This is a genomic window from Acidovorax sp. (assembly GCF_034519795.1).
GTDB lineage: Bacteria > Pseudomonadota > Gammaproteobacteria > Burkholderiales > Burkholderiaceae_C > Acidovorax.
In genome coordinates this window covers 866,831-881,265 of sequence record NZ_JAXHOB010000020.1, presented here as the reverse complement: position 1 = coordinate 881,265, position 14,435 = coordinate 866,831, and the positions used below count along the sequence as shown (strand labels likewise).

Sequence of the window (14,435 nt, the reverse complement as noted above, 5' to 3'; positions counted from 1 at the left end):
TCACGTGACCACCGCCGCATCCATCCCCCCTGGCGCCGGCACCCCGGCGCCAGATCCACTGGTGCTGCGCTACCTGGAGCATGTGCGCGTGGAAAAGCGCCTGGCGGCGCGCACGCTCACGCTCTACACGCTGGACCTCGAAAAGCTGGCGCAGTTGGCCGCAGGCGTGGGCGTGCCGCTCTTGCAGCTGCAGACGGCGCACATCCGCCGCTTCGTCGCACAGATGCACAGCGGCGGGCGCAGCGGGCGCGGCATTGCGCTCATCCTCTCGGGCTGGCGCGGCTTCTTCATCTGGGCCGGGCGCCAGGGCCTGGTGCCACACAACCCGGTGCAGGATGTGCGCGCCCCCAAGGCGCCTAAGCCCCTGCCCAAGGCTCTGGGCGTGGACGATGCCGTGCGCCTGGCCGAGTTCGACAACACCGGCGCCGACCCCTGGCTGGAGGCGCGCGATGCAGCCATGGTGGAGCTGCTTTACGGCTGCGGCCTGCGGGTGGGCGAACTCGCGGGGCTCGATGCCGTGCCCAGCGCAGAAACCCAGCGCCAGGGCCGCGGCTGGATCGACCTGCAGGCCGGCGAGGCCCATGTGTTCGGCAAGGGCAGCAAGCGGCGCAGCGTGCCGGTGGGAAAATCCGCGACCGAGGCGCTCTCGGCCTGGCTGGCGCTGCGTGCCGGCCCGTTCGGCGGCGAGGGCTCGGCGCGCATGGATGCCGCGCTGTTCCTGGGCCAGCGCGGCGCACGGCTCACGGCGCAGTCCATCTGGCTGCGCCTGCGCCAGCGCAGCCAGCAGGCGGGGCTGACCACGCCGGTGCACCCGCACATGCTGCGCCACTCGTTCGCCAGCCACCTGCTGCAGTCCAGCGGCGACCTGCGCGCCGTGCAGGAATTGCTCGGCCACGCCAACATCACCACCACGCAGGTCTACACGCGCCTGGATTTCCAGCACCTGGCCAAGGTGTACGACGCGGCGCATCCCCGGGCACGGCGCAAACCTGGCTCGGGCGCTGAATAGAACGGGTCAGGTGAGCGCCGCAGTCTGCGCTGCAATGAAGGCCGTGACCGCCGCCAGGTCCAGCGGCCGGGCAAAGTAGTAGCCCTGGCCCGTCACGCAGCCCAGGCCCTGCAGCAGTTGGGCCTGCTCGGCGGTCTCGATGCCCTCGGCCGTGGTTTCCATGTGCAGGGCCTGCGCCAGTTCGATCACCGAATGCACGATGGCCTCCGACTCGGGGCTGCCCTCGATGGGGGCGATGAAGGAGCGGTCGATCTTCAACCGGTCGAACGGGAAGCTGCGCAGGTAGGCCAGGGAGGAGTAGCCCGTGCCGAAGTCGTCCAGCGCAATGCGCACACCCGCATGGCGCAGCTGGTGCAGCGTGGTCATCACGTCGTCGGTGTCCTGCAGGAAGACCGACTCGGTGATCTCCAGCTCCAGCCGCCCCGGGGGCAGGCCGCAACGCTCCACCACGGCGAGGATCTTGTCGGCCAGCAGGGCATCGTCGAACTGGCACACCGAGAGATTGACCGACATCACCAGGTCGCCCGGCAATTGGCGTGCGGCCTGGCAGGCATGCTCCAGTACCCACAGACCGATGTCGCGGATCAACCCGGCCTCTTCGGCCACCGGGATGAATTCCACGGGCGATACGCTGCCAAAACGCGCGCTGTTCCAGCGCAGCAGGGCTTCCAGCCCCGCGATGCGGCCCGAGGCCAGGTGCCATTGCGGCTGGAAGGCCAGGTGCAGCTCGCCCTGGGCCAGGGCCGTGCGCAGGCCGTCTTCGAGTGCGATGCGCCGGTGGGCGCGCTGGTCCATCTCGATGGAAAAGAACTGCACCTGTCCGCGCCCGCGCTGCTTGGCTTCGTACAGGGCCAGGTCGGCATGGTGCAGCAGGGCGTCCACGTGGTTGCCGTCGTGCGGCAGGAAGGCGACGCCGATGCTCAGGTGCGGCGAGATCGCCAGGCCCGAGAGATCGCAGGGCTGCTCGATGGCGCGCAGCAGGCGTTCGCAGAACACCTGCACCTCGGCACGCATGCTGGCGCCGTCCAGCAGGATGGCGAACTCGTCCCCGCCCAGGCGGGCCACCAGGTCGCGGCTGCGCACCTGCTGCGCCATGCGCTGCGCCACGGTCTTGAGCAGCAGGTCGCCGTTGCCGTGGCCGTAGGCATCGTTGACGCGCTTGAAGTTGTCCATGTCCAGGCACAGCAGGGCGGCCGCGCCGGCGCCAGTGCTGTCCAGCGCGCAATGCTGCTGCAGGCGGTGCTGGAAGTGGCGCCGGTTGGCCAGCCCGGTCAGCACGTCGAAATGCGCCAGGCGGTGCATCTCGTCCTCGGCATGCTTCTTGTGGGTGATGTCCACGCCCACGCCGCGCCAGTCCTGCAGCGTCTGGTCCAGGCGCCAGATGGGCTTGGCGGTGAGCGCCCACCAGCGCAACTGGCCGCCGATCACCAGGGGGACCAGCAGGTCGCGGAAGGGCTGCGGCCCTTCCAGGGCCTTGTGCAGCGCCTGGAGGTAGCTGGCCGGGTCCACGCCATGGGTGGCGCCCTGGTGGGTGCGGGCGATCAGCTCCACCAGGCCCAGGTCGGGGTCGTCCTGGCGGCTGTAGCACAGCGCCTGGTCCAGGCGGTTGGAAGAGTGGCGCAGCGTGCCTTCGCTGGAAACCTCCCAGAGGAAGTCGCTGGTGTTCTCCTCGAAATCGCGCAGCAGCAGGCCCACGATCTGTTGCTGGTGGGCCGCATCGGCCTCGGCCGTCAAGCGCGAGCCATAGGAGCGGGCCATCACGCGCACCGAGGCGATCACCACCAGGCCATAGGTCACCAGCAGCACCAGCAGCGTCACCGTGCCTGGCTGGTCTGCCGCCCGTGCCAGCCCCACGGCCGAGCCGCCGGCAAGCAGCAGCACATAGCTCAGGGCCGCCTCGGGCACCGTCACCAGCGCAAAGCCCCCCGCGCAGATCATTCCGCAGCTGATCGCCAGGATCATCATCTGGTCTGGCGCCGTGGCCGAGGCGAAGAGCGCCGCGGGTATGGCGCCCCACAGCAGGCCCAGCACGCCCGCGTGCCGGGCAGCGCGCTGGATCGCCTTCTTCGAGGCCAGCAGTCGGGGAGGGTGGTTGCGTGCGCGCTGCCAGGCACGCAGTCCCTGCGCCGCCACAAACAGCAGTGCCAGCATCCAGGCCCAGAGCCAGGGGGGCACCGTGGCCAGGCGCCAGGTGATGAAGCACCCGTTGAAGACGTTGACAGCCATGGCCAGCGGGGTCAGGCGCAGCATGGCCTGCAGCTGCTGGGCGCGAAAGCTCGCGGCCAGCGGTTCATCGGCCTCGTAGGGGGCCAGCCATTGCTGCACGCGCGTGGGCAGGAGTGTCAAAAGGCGGGGTTCTGCCATGCAGGCGGGTCCGTTGGGGTAGCCGCCGGCCCTCTGGGCTTGGCGGCTGCGTCATCACACAGGTTTCGGCAAAACACACTTTGCAACCATTGTGCACCCTCGGCTGCGTGCCTGCCCAGGGGTCAAACCAGGGGCCGCAGCGCTCCGTTGTGCCGACCGCACGGCGTGCGGGCTGCGGTTGCATGGCCGGCCGGGAACCTTTGGCGCCTTGGTGGGCTCCGAGCGCTGTGGCCGTGCAGCGCAGGGCCACACGAAAAGCCGCTCAAGAGACAACCCGAGGAGAAGAATCGATGCGACGCTGGATCAAGGCCAACAAGGGATTTCTGGTGCTGCTGGTGTGCTTCGGCCTGTTCCGCACGGCCGTGGCGGACTGGAATCCCATTCCATCAGGCTCGATGCGGCCCAACCTGGTCGAGGGCGACGTGGTGTTCGTCAACCGCCTGGCCTACAACGTGAAGATTCCCCTGACCGACGTGGTGCTGGCGCCGCTGGGCGAGCCGCAGCGCGGCGACGTGGTGACCTTTTCTTCGCCGCTGGACGGCACGCGCCTCATCAAGCGCCTGGTGGCGGTACCCGGCGATACGGTGGAGATGCGCGACGAAGTGCTCATCATCAACGGCGAAGCTGCCCGCTACGACGCACCGCAGGCGCTGCAGGAGGCCGTGGGCCTGGGCCGCACCGTCGACGCCACCCGCCTGACGGAGCAGGTGCAGGGCCATGAGCGCCGGGTGCAGTGGCTGCACGGCGTGACGGCGCGCAGCAGTTTTGACCCCGTGACAGTGCCTGCGGGCGAGTACCTGGTACTGGGGGACAACCGCGACAACAGCGCCGATTCGCGCTACATCGGTCTGGTGCCGCGCCACCTGCTGATCGGCCGGGCGCTCGGTGTGCTGGTGTCGGCCGATACCGACCGCTATTTCATGCCGCGTTTCGAGCGGTTCGGCCAGGCGCTTTGACGGGCCGCAGAAACGATCTTTGAGCCGAGGGCGCGCATGCGTGCCGCTTCGTCCTGTTGCTTGCCCGCACCGGGCTTCGGGCTCGCAGCCCGCAGGCACTCGCCGTTCAGATCAGCCGTTCAGAAGCGCTGGGCGAAGGCCTTGGTCAGCCAGCGCCAAACTCGGCGGGGGCATTCCCGGCAACCGAAAGACCGCCACTGTCGCCACCAGCCCGTGGGCCTGGTGGCTCAGCCCGGCTGCGGCAGCGGCCATTTCCTCGACCAGCGCGGCATTTTGCTGGGTGACCTGGTCTATCTGCGTCACCGCCTCTTGGATCTGGTCGACACCCGTGCTTTGCTCGCCGCTGGCCGCACTGATCTCTCCCATGATGTCGGTGACCTGGCGGATGGAGTCGACCACCTCGCCCATGGTCTGGCCCGCACGATCCACCAGCGCCGTACCGATTTCGACACGCTCCACGCTGGCACCGATCAGGGCCTTGATCTCGTGCGCAGCCGCTGCGGCACGGCCCGCGAGGTTGCGCACTTCCGTGGCCACCACGGCAAAGCCCCGGCCCTGTTCGCCCGCGCGGGCGGCCTCCACCGCAGCATTGAGAGCCAGGATGTTGGTCTGAAAGGCGATCGAGTCGATCACGCCGATGATGTCGGCGATCTGCGCCGAGCTTTCATTGATGCGTTTCATGGTGTCCACCACTTCCGCGACCACGGCACCGCCCTGGCGTGCCACGGTGGAGGCGCAGAGCGCCAGTTCGTTGGCCTGGCGGGCGCTGTCGGCGTTCTGGCGCACGGCGCTGTTCAGCTCCTGCATGGATGCCGCCGTCTCTTCGAGGGCGCTGGCCTGTTCTTCCGTGCGTGAAGAGAGCGCGGTGTTTCCCTGGGCTATCTGCTCGGCCGCACTGGCCACGCTTTCAGAGCTTTGGTGCACCAGGGAGACCATGGCCGCCAGGCTCTCCTGCATGCGTTTGAGCTGTGCCATCAGACTGCTGGTGTCTCCGCTCCTGAGCGCGATGGGCACCGTGAGGTCGCCGTGCGCCACGCTGCGCGCCAGATGGACAGCGGCGCTGGGCTCGGCGCCCAGCTGGCGGATGATGCTGCGTGTCACCAGGTAGCCGAACACCAGGGTGAAGGCCAGGCCCATGGCAATCGCGCTGGCCACGAAAAGCCAGGTGCCGCGGTAGGACTCCACGGCGCGCTCGTATTCGTTGCGCGCGGTATCGAGCTGCACCTGCACCAGGTCCCCGAGCACGTTCTGCAATGGATCCAGCGCGGGGTACATGTCCCTGGCGGCAAACGCGGCCAGGGCCGCTGTATCGCCACGCTGGAGGTGGGCCTTCAGGGCGGCGACGGCCGCGTCCGCCGTGGGCTGCAGCTGCCGGAACTGCTCGACCAGGCGCGTTTCCTGGGGCACGAGGCTGGTGGCGAGGTAGGCACTCCAGTGCTCGTTGATGTCCTGGGTCGCCTTGCCAATCGAATCGAGGCCCTGCTGGGCCGTCAGCGCGCCGTCACGGACCTTGTGCGCCGTATCCACGATGTTGACCGCATAGGCGTCCGACACGAGCTTGATCTGCTTGAGGGGGACCACACGGTCCTGGTAGACCGTGTCGAGGCCGGCATTGGACCGTTGCATGCCCATCAGGCCGGCGCAGCCGATCACGACGGTCAGGGCGCACAGCACCACCAGCAGCAGCGACAGGCGGGTGGACACTTTCATCTGGTGGAGGTTCATGGCATCGGACCGGTGGGTGGATCGGAGTTCCGGAGCGGGTGCGGTGCGCAGCGTGGACAAGGGGGGCTGCGTCGCGTGGAGTGGGGCGGTGCAGAGAGGCTCCGGTGGAAACGTCGGGGTTTTGTACCACTGAAGGTCTTTGCTGGCGAAAGGAAATTGGCCACCCTTTCGGGTGAGAGTCCCACGGGGCGGGAGCTTGTTTCTTGTGTCCCATACAGCGGTATCGGGGCGCGCAGCGTTGTGAACGGGGTGGGCGGCGGGATGTGGTGCGCGGTGCGGGCCCCAGCCGGCACAATCGGGCCCATGAAAACCCTTCGCCTTCGCCCTGGCAAGGAGCGCTCGCTCCTGCGCCGCCATCCCTGGATCTTCGAGTCGGCCATCGCCAAGGGCGGCGGCGACAGCGGTGAGACGGTGCGTGTCGAGTCGCACGAGGGCCAGTTCCTGGCCTGGGCCGCGTTCAGCCCCAGTTCGCGCATCCGCGCCCGGGTATGGAGCTTCGACGAGGCGCAGCGCATCGACGAGCCCTTCTTCATCGCGGCCTGCGCGCGCGCCATCATCGCCCGCGCCCGGTTTGACGTGCAGAGCGACGGCATCCGCCTGGTGCATGGCGAGTCCGACGGCCTGCCGGGACTGATCGTGGACCGCTACGGCGACACGCTGGTGGCGCAGTTCACCAGCGCCGGCACCGAGCGCTGGAAAGGTGTGATCGCGGATGCCTTGCTGCGCGAAACCGGCCTGGCCCGGCTGTACGAGCGCTCGGATGCGAGCGTGCGCACCCTGGAGGGGCTGGAGCCCGCCACGGGCTGGCTGCGTGGAGGCCCGGTGGCGGGTGCCGAGGCGCCGCCCGTGGAGCTGACCATCCACGAGCACCAGTGGCAGCTCACGCTGAACATCGCCGAAGGCCACAAGACCGGCTTCTACCTGGACCAGCGCGACAGCCGCAAGCGCTTTGCCGACTATGCGCGCCGCCTGGGCTTCCAGCATGTGCTCAACTGCTTTTGCTACACCGGGGGCTTCAGCGTGGCGGCCCTGGCCGGCATGCGTGCGGCCGAGGCGGCGGGCGGCCCGGGCGGCGGGCACGTGACTTCCATCGACTCGTCCGGCCCCGCGCTGGAGCGGGCGCGCGCCCACGTGGCGCTCAACGGCTTCGACGTGAACCGTGCGAGTTTTCTCGATGCCGATGTGAATGCCTCGCTGCGCCAGTTCCTCAAGGAAGGGCAGCGCTTTGACGCCATCGTGCTCGACCCGCCCAAGTTCGCGCCCACCGCCGCGCATGCCGAGCGTGCCGCGCGCGCCTACAAGGACATCAACCGCCTGGCGCTGCAACTGCTCACGCCCGGCGGCGTGCTGTTCACCTTCTCGTGCTCGGGCGGCATCAGCGCCGACCTGTTCCACAAGATCGTGGCCTCGGCCGGTGCCGATGCCGGGGTGGACGGCTACATCGTCGAGCGCCTGGCGGGTGCGCCCGACCACCCGATGACGCTGGAGTTCCCGGAGGGCGAGTACCTCAAGGGGCTGGTGGTGATGCGCAAATCCTGAAGCGCAGTGCTGCGTGCCCGGGCGCTAACGCAACTTCCTTACATCAAGGAATGCGTTTTTTGCTCTCCTACTGATAGCTGAGAATTCAGTCGTGACATATGATATTCGGTGAAAAGTAGGTGGGTCCGTCGGAGCGCAGGGGCGGCGTGGTCTTGATTTCGTGGCTAAACTTCCGCAAGTTGTCCCCCTGGCACCCGTATCCTTTTCTAGGCTTTTTTTCATGTCCCTCATTCCTGCGACCATCCTCACCGGCTTCCTGGGCTCGGGCAAGACCACCCTGCTCAAGCGCCTGCTCAGCGAAGCCCACGGCCAGAAGATCGCCGTGATCGAAAACGAGTTCGGCGAAGAGAACATCGACAACGACATCCTGGTGACCGAGTCCAAGGAGCAGATCGTGCAGATGAGCAATGGCTGCATCTGCTGCACCATCCGCGAGGATCTGCGCGAGACGCTGCAGCTGCTGGCTGCCAAGAAGCGCAAGGGGCTGCTCGACTTCGACCGCATCGTGATCGAGACCACCGGACTGGCCGACCCTGGCCCCGTGGCGCAGACCTTCTTCATGGACGAGGAGATCGCCGAGACCTACCTCATCGACTCCATCGTCACGCTGGTGGATGCCAAGCACGCGCCCCAACAGCTCAACGACCGCCAGGAGGCACGCCGCCAGGTGGGTTTTGCCGACCAGATCTTCCTGTCCAAGACCGACCTGGTGAGCGCCGAAGAGACCGATGCCCTGATCCATCGCCTCAAGCACATGAACCCGCGCGCGCCCATCAAGGCCGTGCACTTCGGCGAAGTGCCGCTCAAGGAGGTGCTGGACCTGCGCGGCTTCAACCTCAATGCCAAGCTCGACATCGACCCCGACTTCCTCAAGGAAGAAGGGGCTCACGACCACCACGACCATGGCCATGGCCACCATGACCATGAACACGGTGAGCACTGCGACCATCCTTCGCACCAGCACGGCGGCGGCCACGGCCACCACCATCACCACGATGACGACGTCAAGAGTTTCGTCTTTCGCTCGACGCGTCCGTTCGACCCGGCCAAGCTCGAGGACTTCCTGGGCGCCATCGTCAACATCTACGGTCCGCGCATGCTGCGCTACAAGGGCGTGCTGTACATGAAGGGCACCGAGCGCAAGGTGATCTTCCAGGGCGTGCACCAGCTCATGGGCAGCGACCTGGGGCCGCAGTGGGCCGAGGGCGAGGAGCGCCTGAGCAAGATGGTCTTCATCGGCATCGACCTGCCCAAGGACATCCTCCTGCAGGGGTTGGAACAGAGCCTGGTCTGACCGGGCGTGGCGGTGGGCGCGGGATTGTCAAAGACTGTCGCGGTCCCCCGACGCCCCGGATTTCCCTCTGGATGGGGTGATATGGGTGGCAAGTTGTGTCGTATCTGCAACGTTTCCGTTTGCGTCAGCCCAGGTCGATACAATCGCGCCCCGGTAAAACCCCGGAAGGCTTGCCATCCGCCCTTGGCTGCCAGCGCAGCCTGGGCCCGCCCGTATAGCGAGGAGACCAGGAAGTGAAAGCCGAAACCAGCAAATCCAAGGCGGCTGCGAAAGCAGCCCCGAACGCGGGTAAAAGTGCTGCCGCCCCAGCGGCAGCCAAAGCTGCTGCAAAGGCCCCTGCCAAGGCTGCTCCCAAGGTGACAGCCGCCCCGGTACCCGTCGCCCCCGAACCTGTTCTTCAGGCGGGATCCCATGTACCCGTGCGCACGACCCGGCCTTCTTCCCGATTGGCCCAATTGACCGTACCATCCATGGCACAGGCAACGGCTTCCACCGCTGCCAAAGCCAGCTACCAACAGACCATGCCCACGACCGCGCAAGTGCATCCCACTTTCACTGCTGCCAAAAAAGACCCCAAGCTGGCCAACAACTGGAAAGCCAAGACGGCCCAGGAGCTGACCGACGCTGAAGTCCTGGCCATGCCTGACAGCGAATACATGAACGACAAGCAGATGGCGTTCTTTCGCCTGAAGCTGGTCCAGCTCAAGCAGGACATCCACAACAGTGCCGGTGAAACCACCGAGCACCTGCGTGAAGACACCGTGGTGGTGCCGGACCCGGCCGACCGCGCCACCATCGAGGAAGAGCACGCCCTGGAGCTGCGCACGCGCGACCGCGAGCGCAAGCTGCTCAAGAAGATCGAGCAGTCCATCGCCCGCATCGACGCAGGCGACTACGGCTACTGCGACGAGACCGGCGAGCCCATCGGCGTCGGCCGCCTGATCGCCCGCCCCACGGCCACGCTGTCGCTCGAAGCGCAGCAACGCCGTGAACTCAAGCAGAAAATGTTTGGTGACTGAAGTCTGACCGGCCTGAACACACTCCTGCGCACGCACCCTCTTTCGCCTATCCCATGAGCAAGGAAGAAACCACGCCCGGCGGCCTGCTGTCCAAAATGGTGCGGTTTGTGCGCAACCCGACAACGAACTGGACCGAGCTCGACTCGCTCCAGGACGACCGGGAGAGCCAGTACAGCAAGCAGATGCTCAAGGAGATGATCGAGCGCAAACGCCGCAACGATTTCGTGCGCCGCCGCGAGTTCGACCAACTGCGCAAGCTGCGCCAGCGCGAGGTGCTGCAGGGCCAGCGCACCGAGGACCCCACCGCGCGCCCCTCGTTCTTCCAGAGCAGCATGGCCTCGCCCGACGAGCGCGCAGTGACGCTCAAGAAGATCGACGAGATCGAGGCGCAGATGTCGCAGCAGTGGTGGAAGAGCAAGGCCAATGGCGATGCGCCCACCCAGCCTGCGGATTTTCGCGGGGAGGACGAGGCCGCCGCCCGCGCCTTTGCCCCTACGGCCCCCGTCAGCCTGGCCGCGCCCATTGGCGCAGCCCCTGCGGTCAAGCCCCTTTTTGACGACGACAGCATGGCGATCGGCAAGTTTGGCGGCACCGATGCGACCATGCGGGGGGAGCCGCCGCGGCAGGACGTACTGGCATCGTTTGACCCGAGTCCGGCACCAACGCCCGAAACCGCATCCGCACCGGAGGAATTCGTGCACGAACCCGACCTTGAAGAAGCCGCCATCCGCTTCGCCAACGGCGATCATGCGGGGGCGGAGTCCGGCTTGCTCGATGTGCTGGCACAGCACCAGCAGGACGAGCCGGCACAGCAGCTGGAAATCTGGATGACGCTGTTCGACCTGTACCGCGCGACGGGCCAGCACGACCGCTTCGACACCCTGGCCATCGATTTTGCCGCCGGCTTCAGCCGCTCGGCGCCCTTGTGGTTCTCCATGCCCGAGCAGCTCGGTCTGGTGCAGGAGCAGGCGCCCGCAGCGGGTGCGGCCCGCCGGGATTTCAGCTGGAATGCGCCTCCGCGGCTCACGGTATCGTCAGTCGCGGCGCTGCAGGCCTCCATCGAGCGCTCTGCCGCGCCCTGGACCCTGGCCTGGACGCGCATCGCCGGCATCGACGATGCCGCAGTGCCCCTGCTGGCCGACCAGTTCACCAAATGGGCGGACCGTGCGGGCCAGTTCGTGTTCTCGGGCGTGGACCGGCTCACCTCCCTGATGGAGAGCATGACCCAGTCGGGCGACCGGGCCTCGGGCCCCGAGTGGTGGCGCCTGCGCATGGCGGCGCTGCGCCTGATGGGCCGGCCTGACGAGTTCGAACTGGTGGCGCTCGACTACTGCGTGACCTACGAGGTATCGCCGCCGTCCTGGGTGGCGCCCAAGATGGGTTACTCGGATGACGCCACCGCAGCCAGCAGCCAGACAGCGGCACCGGCCGAGCGCGACATGCTGGCGTCGGATTTCGGCTTTGATGCGTCCATCCCGGCCACGCTGGACACTACCCCTGTGGCGTCGCTCAGCGGCCACATCGATGGGGATGCCACGCCGCTGCTGGAGCCCTTCCAGGCGCTGATGCGCCCCGGGGTGCCGCTGGTGGTGTCCTGCGACAAGCTGATCCGCGTCGATTTTGCTGCTGCCGGCTCGGTGCTCAACTGGGCCGCAGAGCAGCAGGGGCAGGGCCACGAAGTGCATTTCCACAACCTGCAGCGCCTGGTGGCCATCTTCTTCAACGTGATCGGCATCAACGAGCACGCCTGGGTCCTTCCGCGCAAGAGCTGACGCGCTCCGCCTGTGCGCGCCCGGCGCGGGCCTTGCCCTGGCTTGAAAGCTGTGCCGGTGCCCCCATCTGCGCCAGCTATGGACTCCTCTCACAACCATCCGGTGTTTCACGGCACCACCATCCTCAGCGTGCGCCGCCAGACCCCTGACGGCGTGCAGGTCGCCATCGGCGGCGACGGCCAGGTCACCCTGGGCAACATTGTCGTCAAAGGCTCGGCCCGCAAGGTGCGCAAGCTGCACCATGGCAAGGTGCTGGCCGGCTTTGCCGGTGCCACGGCCGATGCGTTCACGCTGTTCGAGCGCTTCGAAGCCAAGCTCGACAAGCACCAGGGCCATCTGGTGCGCGCCGCCATCGAGCTGACCAAGGACTGGCGCACCGACCGCGTGCTGCGCCGGCTGGAGGCCATGCTGGCCGTGGCCGACCTGGAGGCTTCGCTGATCATCACCGGCAACGGCGACGTGCTGGAGCCCGAGCAGGGCATCGTCGCCATTGGTTCAGGCGGGGCCTACGCGCACTCGGCCGCCAAGGCGCTGCTCAACCACACCGATCTGCCTGCGCAGGAGATCGTCAAGAAGTCGCTCGAAATCGCGGGTGAGCTGTGCATCTACACCAACATGCACCACACCATCGAAACGCTGTGAGTGCCTGGCCCGGCGCACCCGCCTCGGGCTTTTCCTTCCATGGCGCCGGCCGCAGAGTGCTGTGGTGGCCGGTCCCTCCCTTGCTACCAGGCGGATCCCCATGTCGTCCATGACCCCCCAAGAAATCGTCTCCGAACTCGACCACCACATCGTCGGCCAGGCCAGCGCCAAGCGCGCCGTGGCCATCGCGTTGCGCAACCGCTGGCGCCGCCAGCAGGTCGAGGGCACACTGCGCCACGAGATCACCCCCAAGAACATCCTCATGATCGGGCCCACGGGCGTGGGCAAGACCGAGATCGCCCGGCGCCTGGCGCGCCTGGCCGATGCCCCTTTCATCAAGGTCGAGGCCACCAAGTTCACCGAGGTGGGCTATGTGGGCAAGGACGTGGATTCCATCATCCGCGACCTGGCCGAGATCGCTGTCAAGCAGACCCGCGATGCCGAAACCCGAAAGGTGCGCACGCGCGCCGAGGATGCGGCCGAGGAGCGCATCCTGGATGTGCTGATCCCCGTGGCCCGCTCGGCCGCTGGCAGTGAAGCCCCCCCTGCCACCGACAGCACGGCGCGCCAGGTGTTCCGCAAGAAGCTGCGCGAGGGATCGCTCGACGACAAGGAGATCGAGATCGACGTGGCCGAAAGCCGGCCGGCGCTGGAGATCATGGGGCCCTCGGGCATGGAGGAGATGACCGAGCAACTGCGCGGCATGTTCAGCCAGATGGGCCAGGACAAGCGGCGCACGCGCAAGCTCAAGATTGCCGAGGCGCTCAAGCTGCTCATCGAGGAAGAAGCCGCCAAGCTCGTCAACGAGGAAGAGATCAAGACCCGCGCGATCGCCAACGCCGAACAGAACGGCATCGTCTTCATCGACGAGATCGACAAGGTGGCATCGCGCCAGGAAAGCAGCGGCGCCGACGTCTCGCGCCAGGGCGTGCAGCGCGACCTGCTGCCGCTGGTGGAGGGCACGACGGTCTCCACCAAGTACGGCATGGTCAAGACCGACCACATCCTGTTCATCGCCTCGGGGGCCTTTCACCTGGCCAAGCCCAGCGACCTGATTCCCGAACTGCAGGGGCGCTTTCCGATCCGGGTGGAGCTGGGCTCGCTGTCGGTACAGGACTTCGAAGCCATCCTCGTGCAGACCCATGCCTCCCTGGTCAAGCAGTACCAGGCGCTGCTGGCCACCGAGGGGGTCACGCTGGAGTTCGCCCCAGAGGGCATCACGCGTCTGGCGCACATCGCCTTCGAGGTCAACGAGCGCACCGAGAACATCGGCGCCCGGCGCCTGTCCACGGTCATGGAGCGGCTGCTCGACGAAGTCAGCTTCGATGCAACACGACTATCGGGTCAGACAGTGGTTATTGACGCCGCCTATGTGGATGCGCGGCTGCAAACCCTGAGCCAGAACGAGGATCTGTCGCGCTACATCCTGTGACCTTGGGCGCTGCCTTGAGGTATCACTTGCATAGGCTGCTGTAAGTGGTTCTTTCTCAACGACTTTTGCTTGTTTGGCTTCTTCGGAGTCGCGCCTAAGTCCTTGATTTCATTGCAAAAGTTTGTTGTGCACCCCCTTGCTCGGTGTGCTTTTCCTGCTACAGTGCAAAAAAGTGCAATTAAGTGGTGAAAAGTGCCCTCAGAGCCCGATTCCAGGGCCCGAGTGGATTCCAACCGAGTGGGAAATCTGTCCGTGTTCCAAGGTGCCTCGTCGCTGAGTCTCGATGCGAAGGGTCGGCTGTCCGTGCCGACCCGGCATCGTGACGTCCTCGCGGCGACGGCGGGCGGGCAGCTCACCATCACCAAGCACCCCCACGGCTGCCTCATGGTCTTCCCCCGCCCCGAGTGGGAGAAGTTCCGCGAGCGCATTGCCGAGCTGCCCATGTCTGCCCAGTGGTGGAAGCGCATCTTCCTGGGCAATGCCCAGGACGTGGAGATGGATGGCACGGGCCGTGTGCTGGTGTCGCCCGAGCTGCGCGAGGCCGCCGGCATCTCGCGCGAGACCATGCTGCTGGGCATGGGCAACCATTTCGAACTCTGGGACAAGGCCACCTATGACGAGCAGGAGGCCAAGGCCATGCAGGGTGAGATGCCGGACGTCTTCAAGGACTTTTCTTTCTAAGG

Annotated in this window: 11 protein-coding genes; 9 read left to right on the top strand and 2 right to left on the bottom strand. The window is 66.8% G+C overall.

Annotated elements, in window-relative coordinates:
• Positions 1-4 precede the first annotated feature (4 nt).
• Positions 5-1,009, top strand: coding sequence for a tyrosine recombinase XerC (locus U5N23_RS25325; protein WP_416208664.1), 1,005 nt, complete (start codon positions 5-7; stop codon positions 1,007-1,009).
• 6 nt (positions 1,010-1,015) lie between these two features.
• On the opposite strand, the gene U5N23_RS25320 is transcribed toward U5N23_RS25325, so the two are convergent.
• On the bottom strand, positions 1,016-3,373 hold the full coding sequence (locus U5N23_RS25320) for a putative bifunctional diguanylate cyclase/phosphodiesterase (protein WP_322595452.1): 2,358 nt from the start codon (positions 3,371-3,373) through the stop codon (positions 1,016-1,018).
• A gap of 290 nt (positions 3,374-3,663) precedes the next feature.
• Between U5N23_RS25320 and lepB the strand changes: the two genes are divergently transcribed.
• Complete coding sequence (gene lepB / locus U5N23_RS25315; protein WP_322595451.1) at positions 3,664-4,329, top strand: signal peptidase I; 666 nt, start codon at positions 3,664-3,666, stop codon at positions 4,327-4,329.
• 111 nt (positions 4,330-4,440) lie between these two features.
• Here the strand turns inward: lepB and U5N23_RS25310 are convergent, their stop codons facing one another.
• On the bottom strand, positions 4,441-6,054 hold the full coding sequence (locus U5N23_RS25310) for a methyl-accepting chemotaxis protein (RefSeq protein ID WP_322595450.1): 1,614 nt from the start codon (positions 6,052-6,054) through the stop codon (positions 4,441-4,443).
• A gap of 303 nt (positions 6,055-6,357) precedes the next feature.
• Here U5N23_RS25310 and U5N23_RS25305 point away from each other — a divergent pair, with 303 nt between their 5' ends.
• The 7 genes from U5N23_RS25305 to mraZ all read left to right on the top strand — a co-directional run bounded on the left by U5N23_RS25305 (position 6,358) and on the right by mraZ (position 14,433).
• The gene (locus tag U5N23_RS25305) at positions 6,358-7,593 is read left to right on the top strand and encodes a class I SAM-dependent rRNA methyltransferase (RefSeq protein ID WP_322595449.1); all 1,236 of its coding nucleotides are present in this window, start codon (positions 6,358-6,360) and stop codon (positions 7,591-7,593) included.
• Positions 7,594-7,813: 220 nt separating this feature from the next.
• The gene (locus U5N23_RS25300) at positions 7,814-8,887 is read left to right on the top strand and encodes a GTP-binding protein (protein ID WP_322595448.1); all 1,074 of its coding nucleotides are present in this window, start codon (positions 7,814-7,816) and stop codon (positions 8,885-8,887) included.
• 521 nt (positions 8,888-9,408) lie between these two features.
• The gene (gene dksA / locus U5N23_RS33180) at positions 9,409-9,906 is read left to right on the top strand and encodes an RNA polymerase-binding protein DksA (protein WP_007857375.1); all 498 of its coding nucleotides are present in this window, start codon (positions 9,409-9,411) and stop codon (positions 9,904-9,906) included.
• Positions 9,907-9,959: 53 nt separating this feature from the next.
• Entirely contained in the window at positions 9,960-11,678 is a 1,719-nt protein-coding gene (locus U5N23_RS25290; RefSeq protein WP_322595446.1) for an STAS domain-containing protein, read from the top strand.
• Between the two features lie 78 nt (positions 11,679-11,756).
• The gene (hslV, locus tag U5N23_RS25285) at positions 11,757-12,320 is read left to right on the top strand and encodes an ATP-dependent protease subunit HslV (RefSeq protein ID WP_322595445.1); all 564 of its coding nucleotides are present in this window, start codon (positions 11,757-11,759) and stop codon (positions 12,318-12,320) included.
• Between the two features lie 100 nt (positions 12,321-12,420).
• Complete coding sequence (gene hslU, locus U5N23_RS25280; protein WP_322595444.1) at positions 12,421-13,752, top strand: ATP-dependent protease ATPase subunit HslU; 1,332 nt, start codon at positions 12,421-12,423, stop codon at positions 13,750-13,752.
• Positions 13,753-14,004: 252 nt separating this feature from the next.
• Positions 14,005-14,433, top strand: coding sequence for a division/cell wall cluster transcriptional repressor MraZ (mraZ, locus tag U5N23_RS25275; protein ID WP_007857381.1), 429 nt, complete (start codon positions 14,005-14,007; stop codon positions 14,431-14,433).
• Positions 14,434-14,435 lie beyond the last annotated feature (2 nt).

What these genes read in the sequence shown, in the direction of transcription:
- U5N23_RS25290 (WP_322595446.1), top strand. Translation starts at nt 9,960, where the DNA reads ATGAGCAAGGAAGAAACCACGCCCGGCGGCCTGCTGTCCAAAATGGTG.
- U5N23_RS25310 (WP_322595450.1), bottom strand. Translation starts at nt 6,054, where the DNA reads ATGAACCTCCACCAGATGAAAGTGTCCACCCGCCTGTCGCTGCTGCTG.
- dksA (WP_007857375.1), top strand. Translation starts at nt 9,409, where the DNA reads ATGCCCACGACCGCGCAAGTGCATCCCACTTTCACTGCTGCCAAAAAA.
- U5N23_RS25320 (WP_322595452.1), bottom strand. Translation starts at nt 3,373, where the DNA reads ATGGCAGAACCCCGCCTTTTGACACTCCTGCCCACGCGCGTGCAGCAA.
- U5N23_RS25300 (WP_322595448.1), top strand. Translation starts at nt 7,814, where the DNA reads ATGTCCCTCATTCCTGCGACCATCCTCACCGGCTTCCTGGGCTCGGGC.
- hslV (WP_322595445.1), top strand. Translation starts at nt 11,757, where the DNA reads ATGGACTCCTCTCACAACCATCCGGTGTTTCACGGCACCACCATCCTC.
- U5N23_RS25305 (WP_322595449.1), top strand. Translation starts at nt 6,358, where the DNA reads ATGAAAACCCTTCGCCTTCGCCCTGGCAAGGAGCGCTCGCTCCTGCGC.
- hslU (WP_322595444.1), top strand. Translation starts at nt 12,421, where the DNA reads ATGTCGTCCATGACCCCCCAAGAAATCGTCTCCGAACTCGACCACCAC.
- lepB (WP_322595451.1), top strand. Translation starts at nt 3,664, where the DNA reads ATGCGACGCTGGATCAAGGCCAACAAGGGATTTCTGGTGCTGCTGGTG.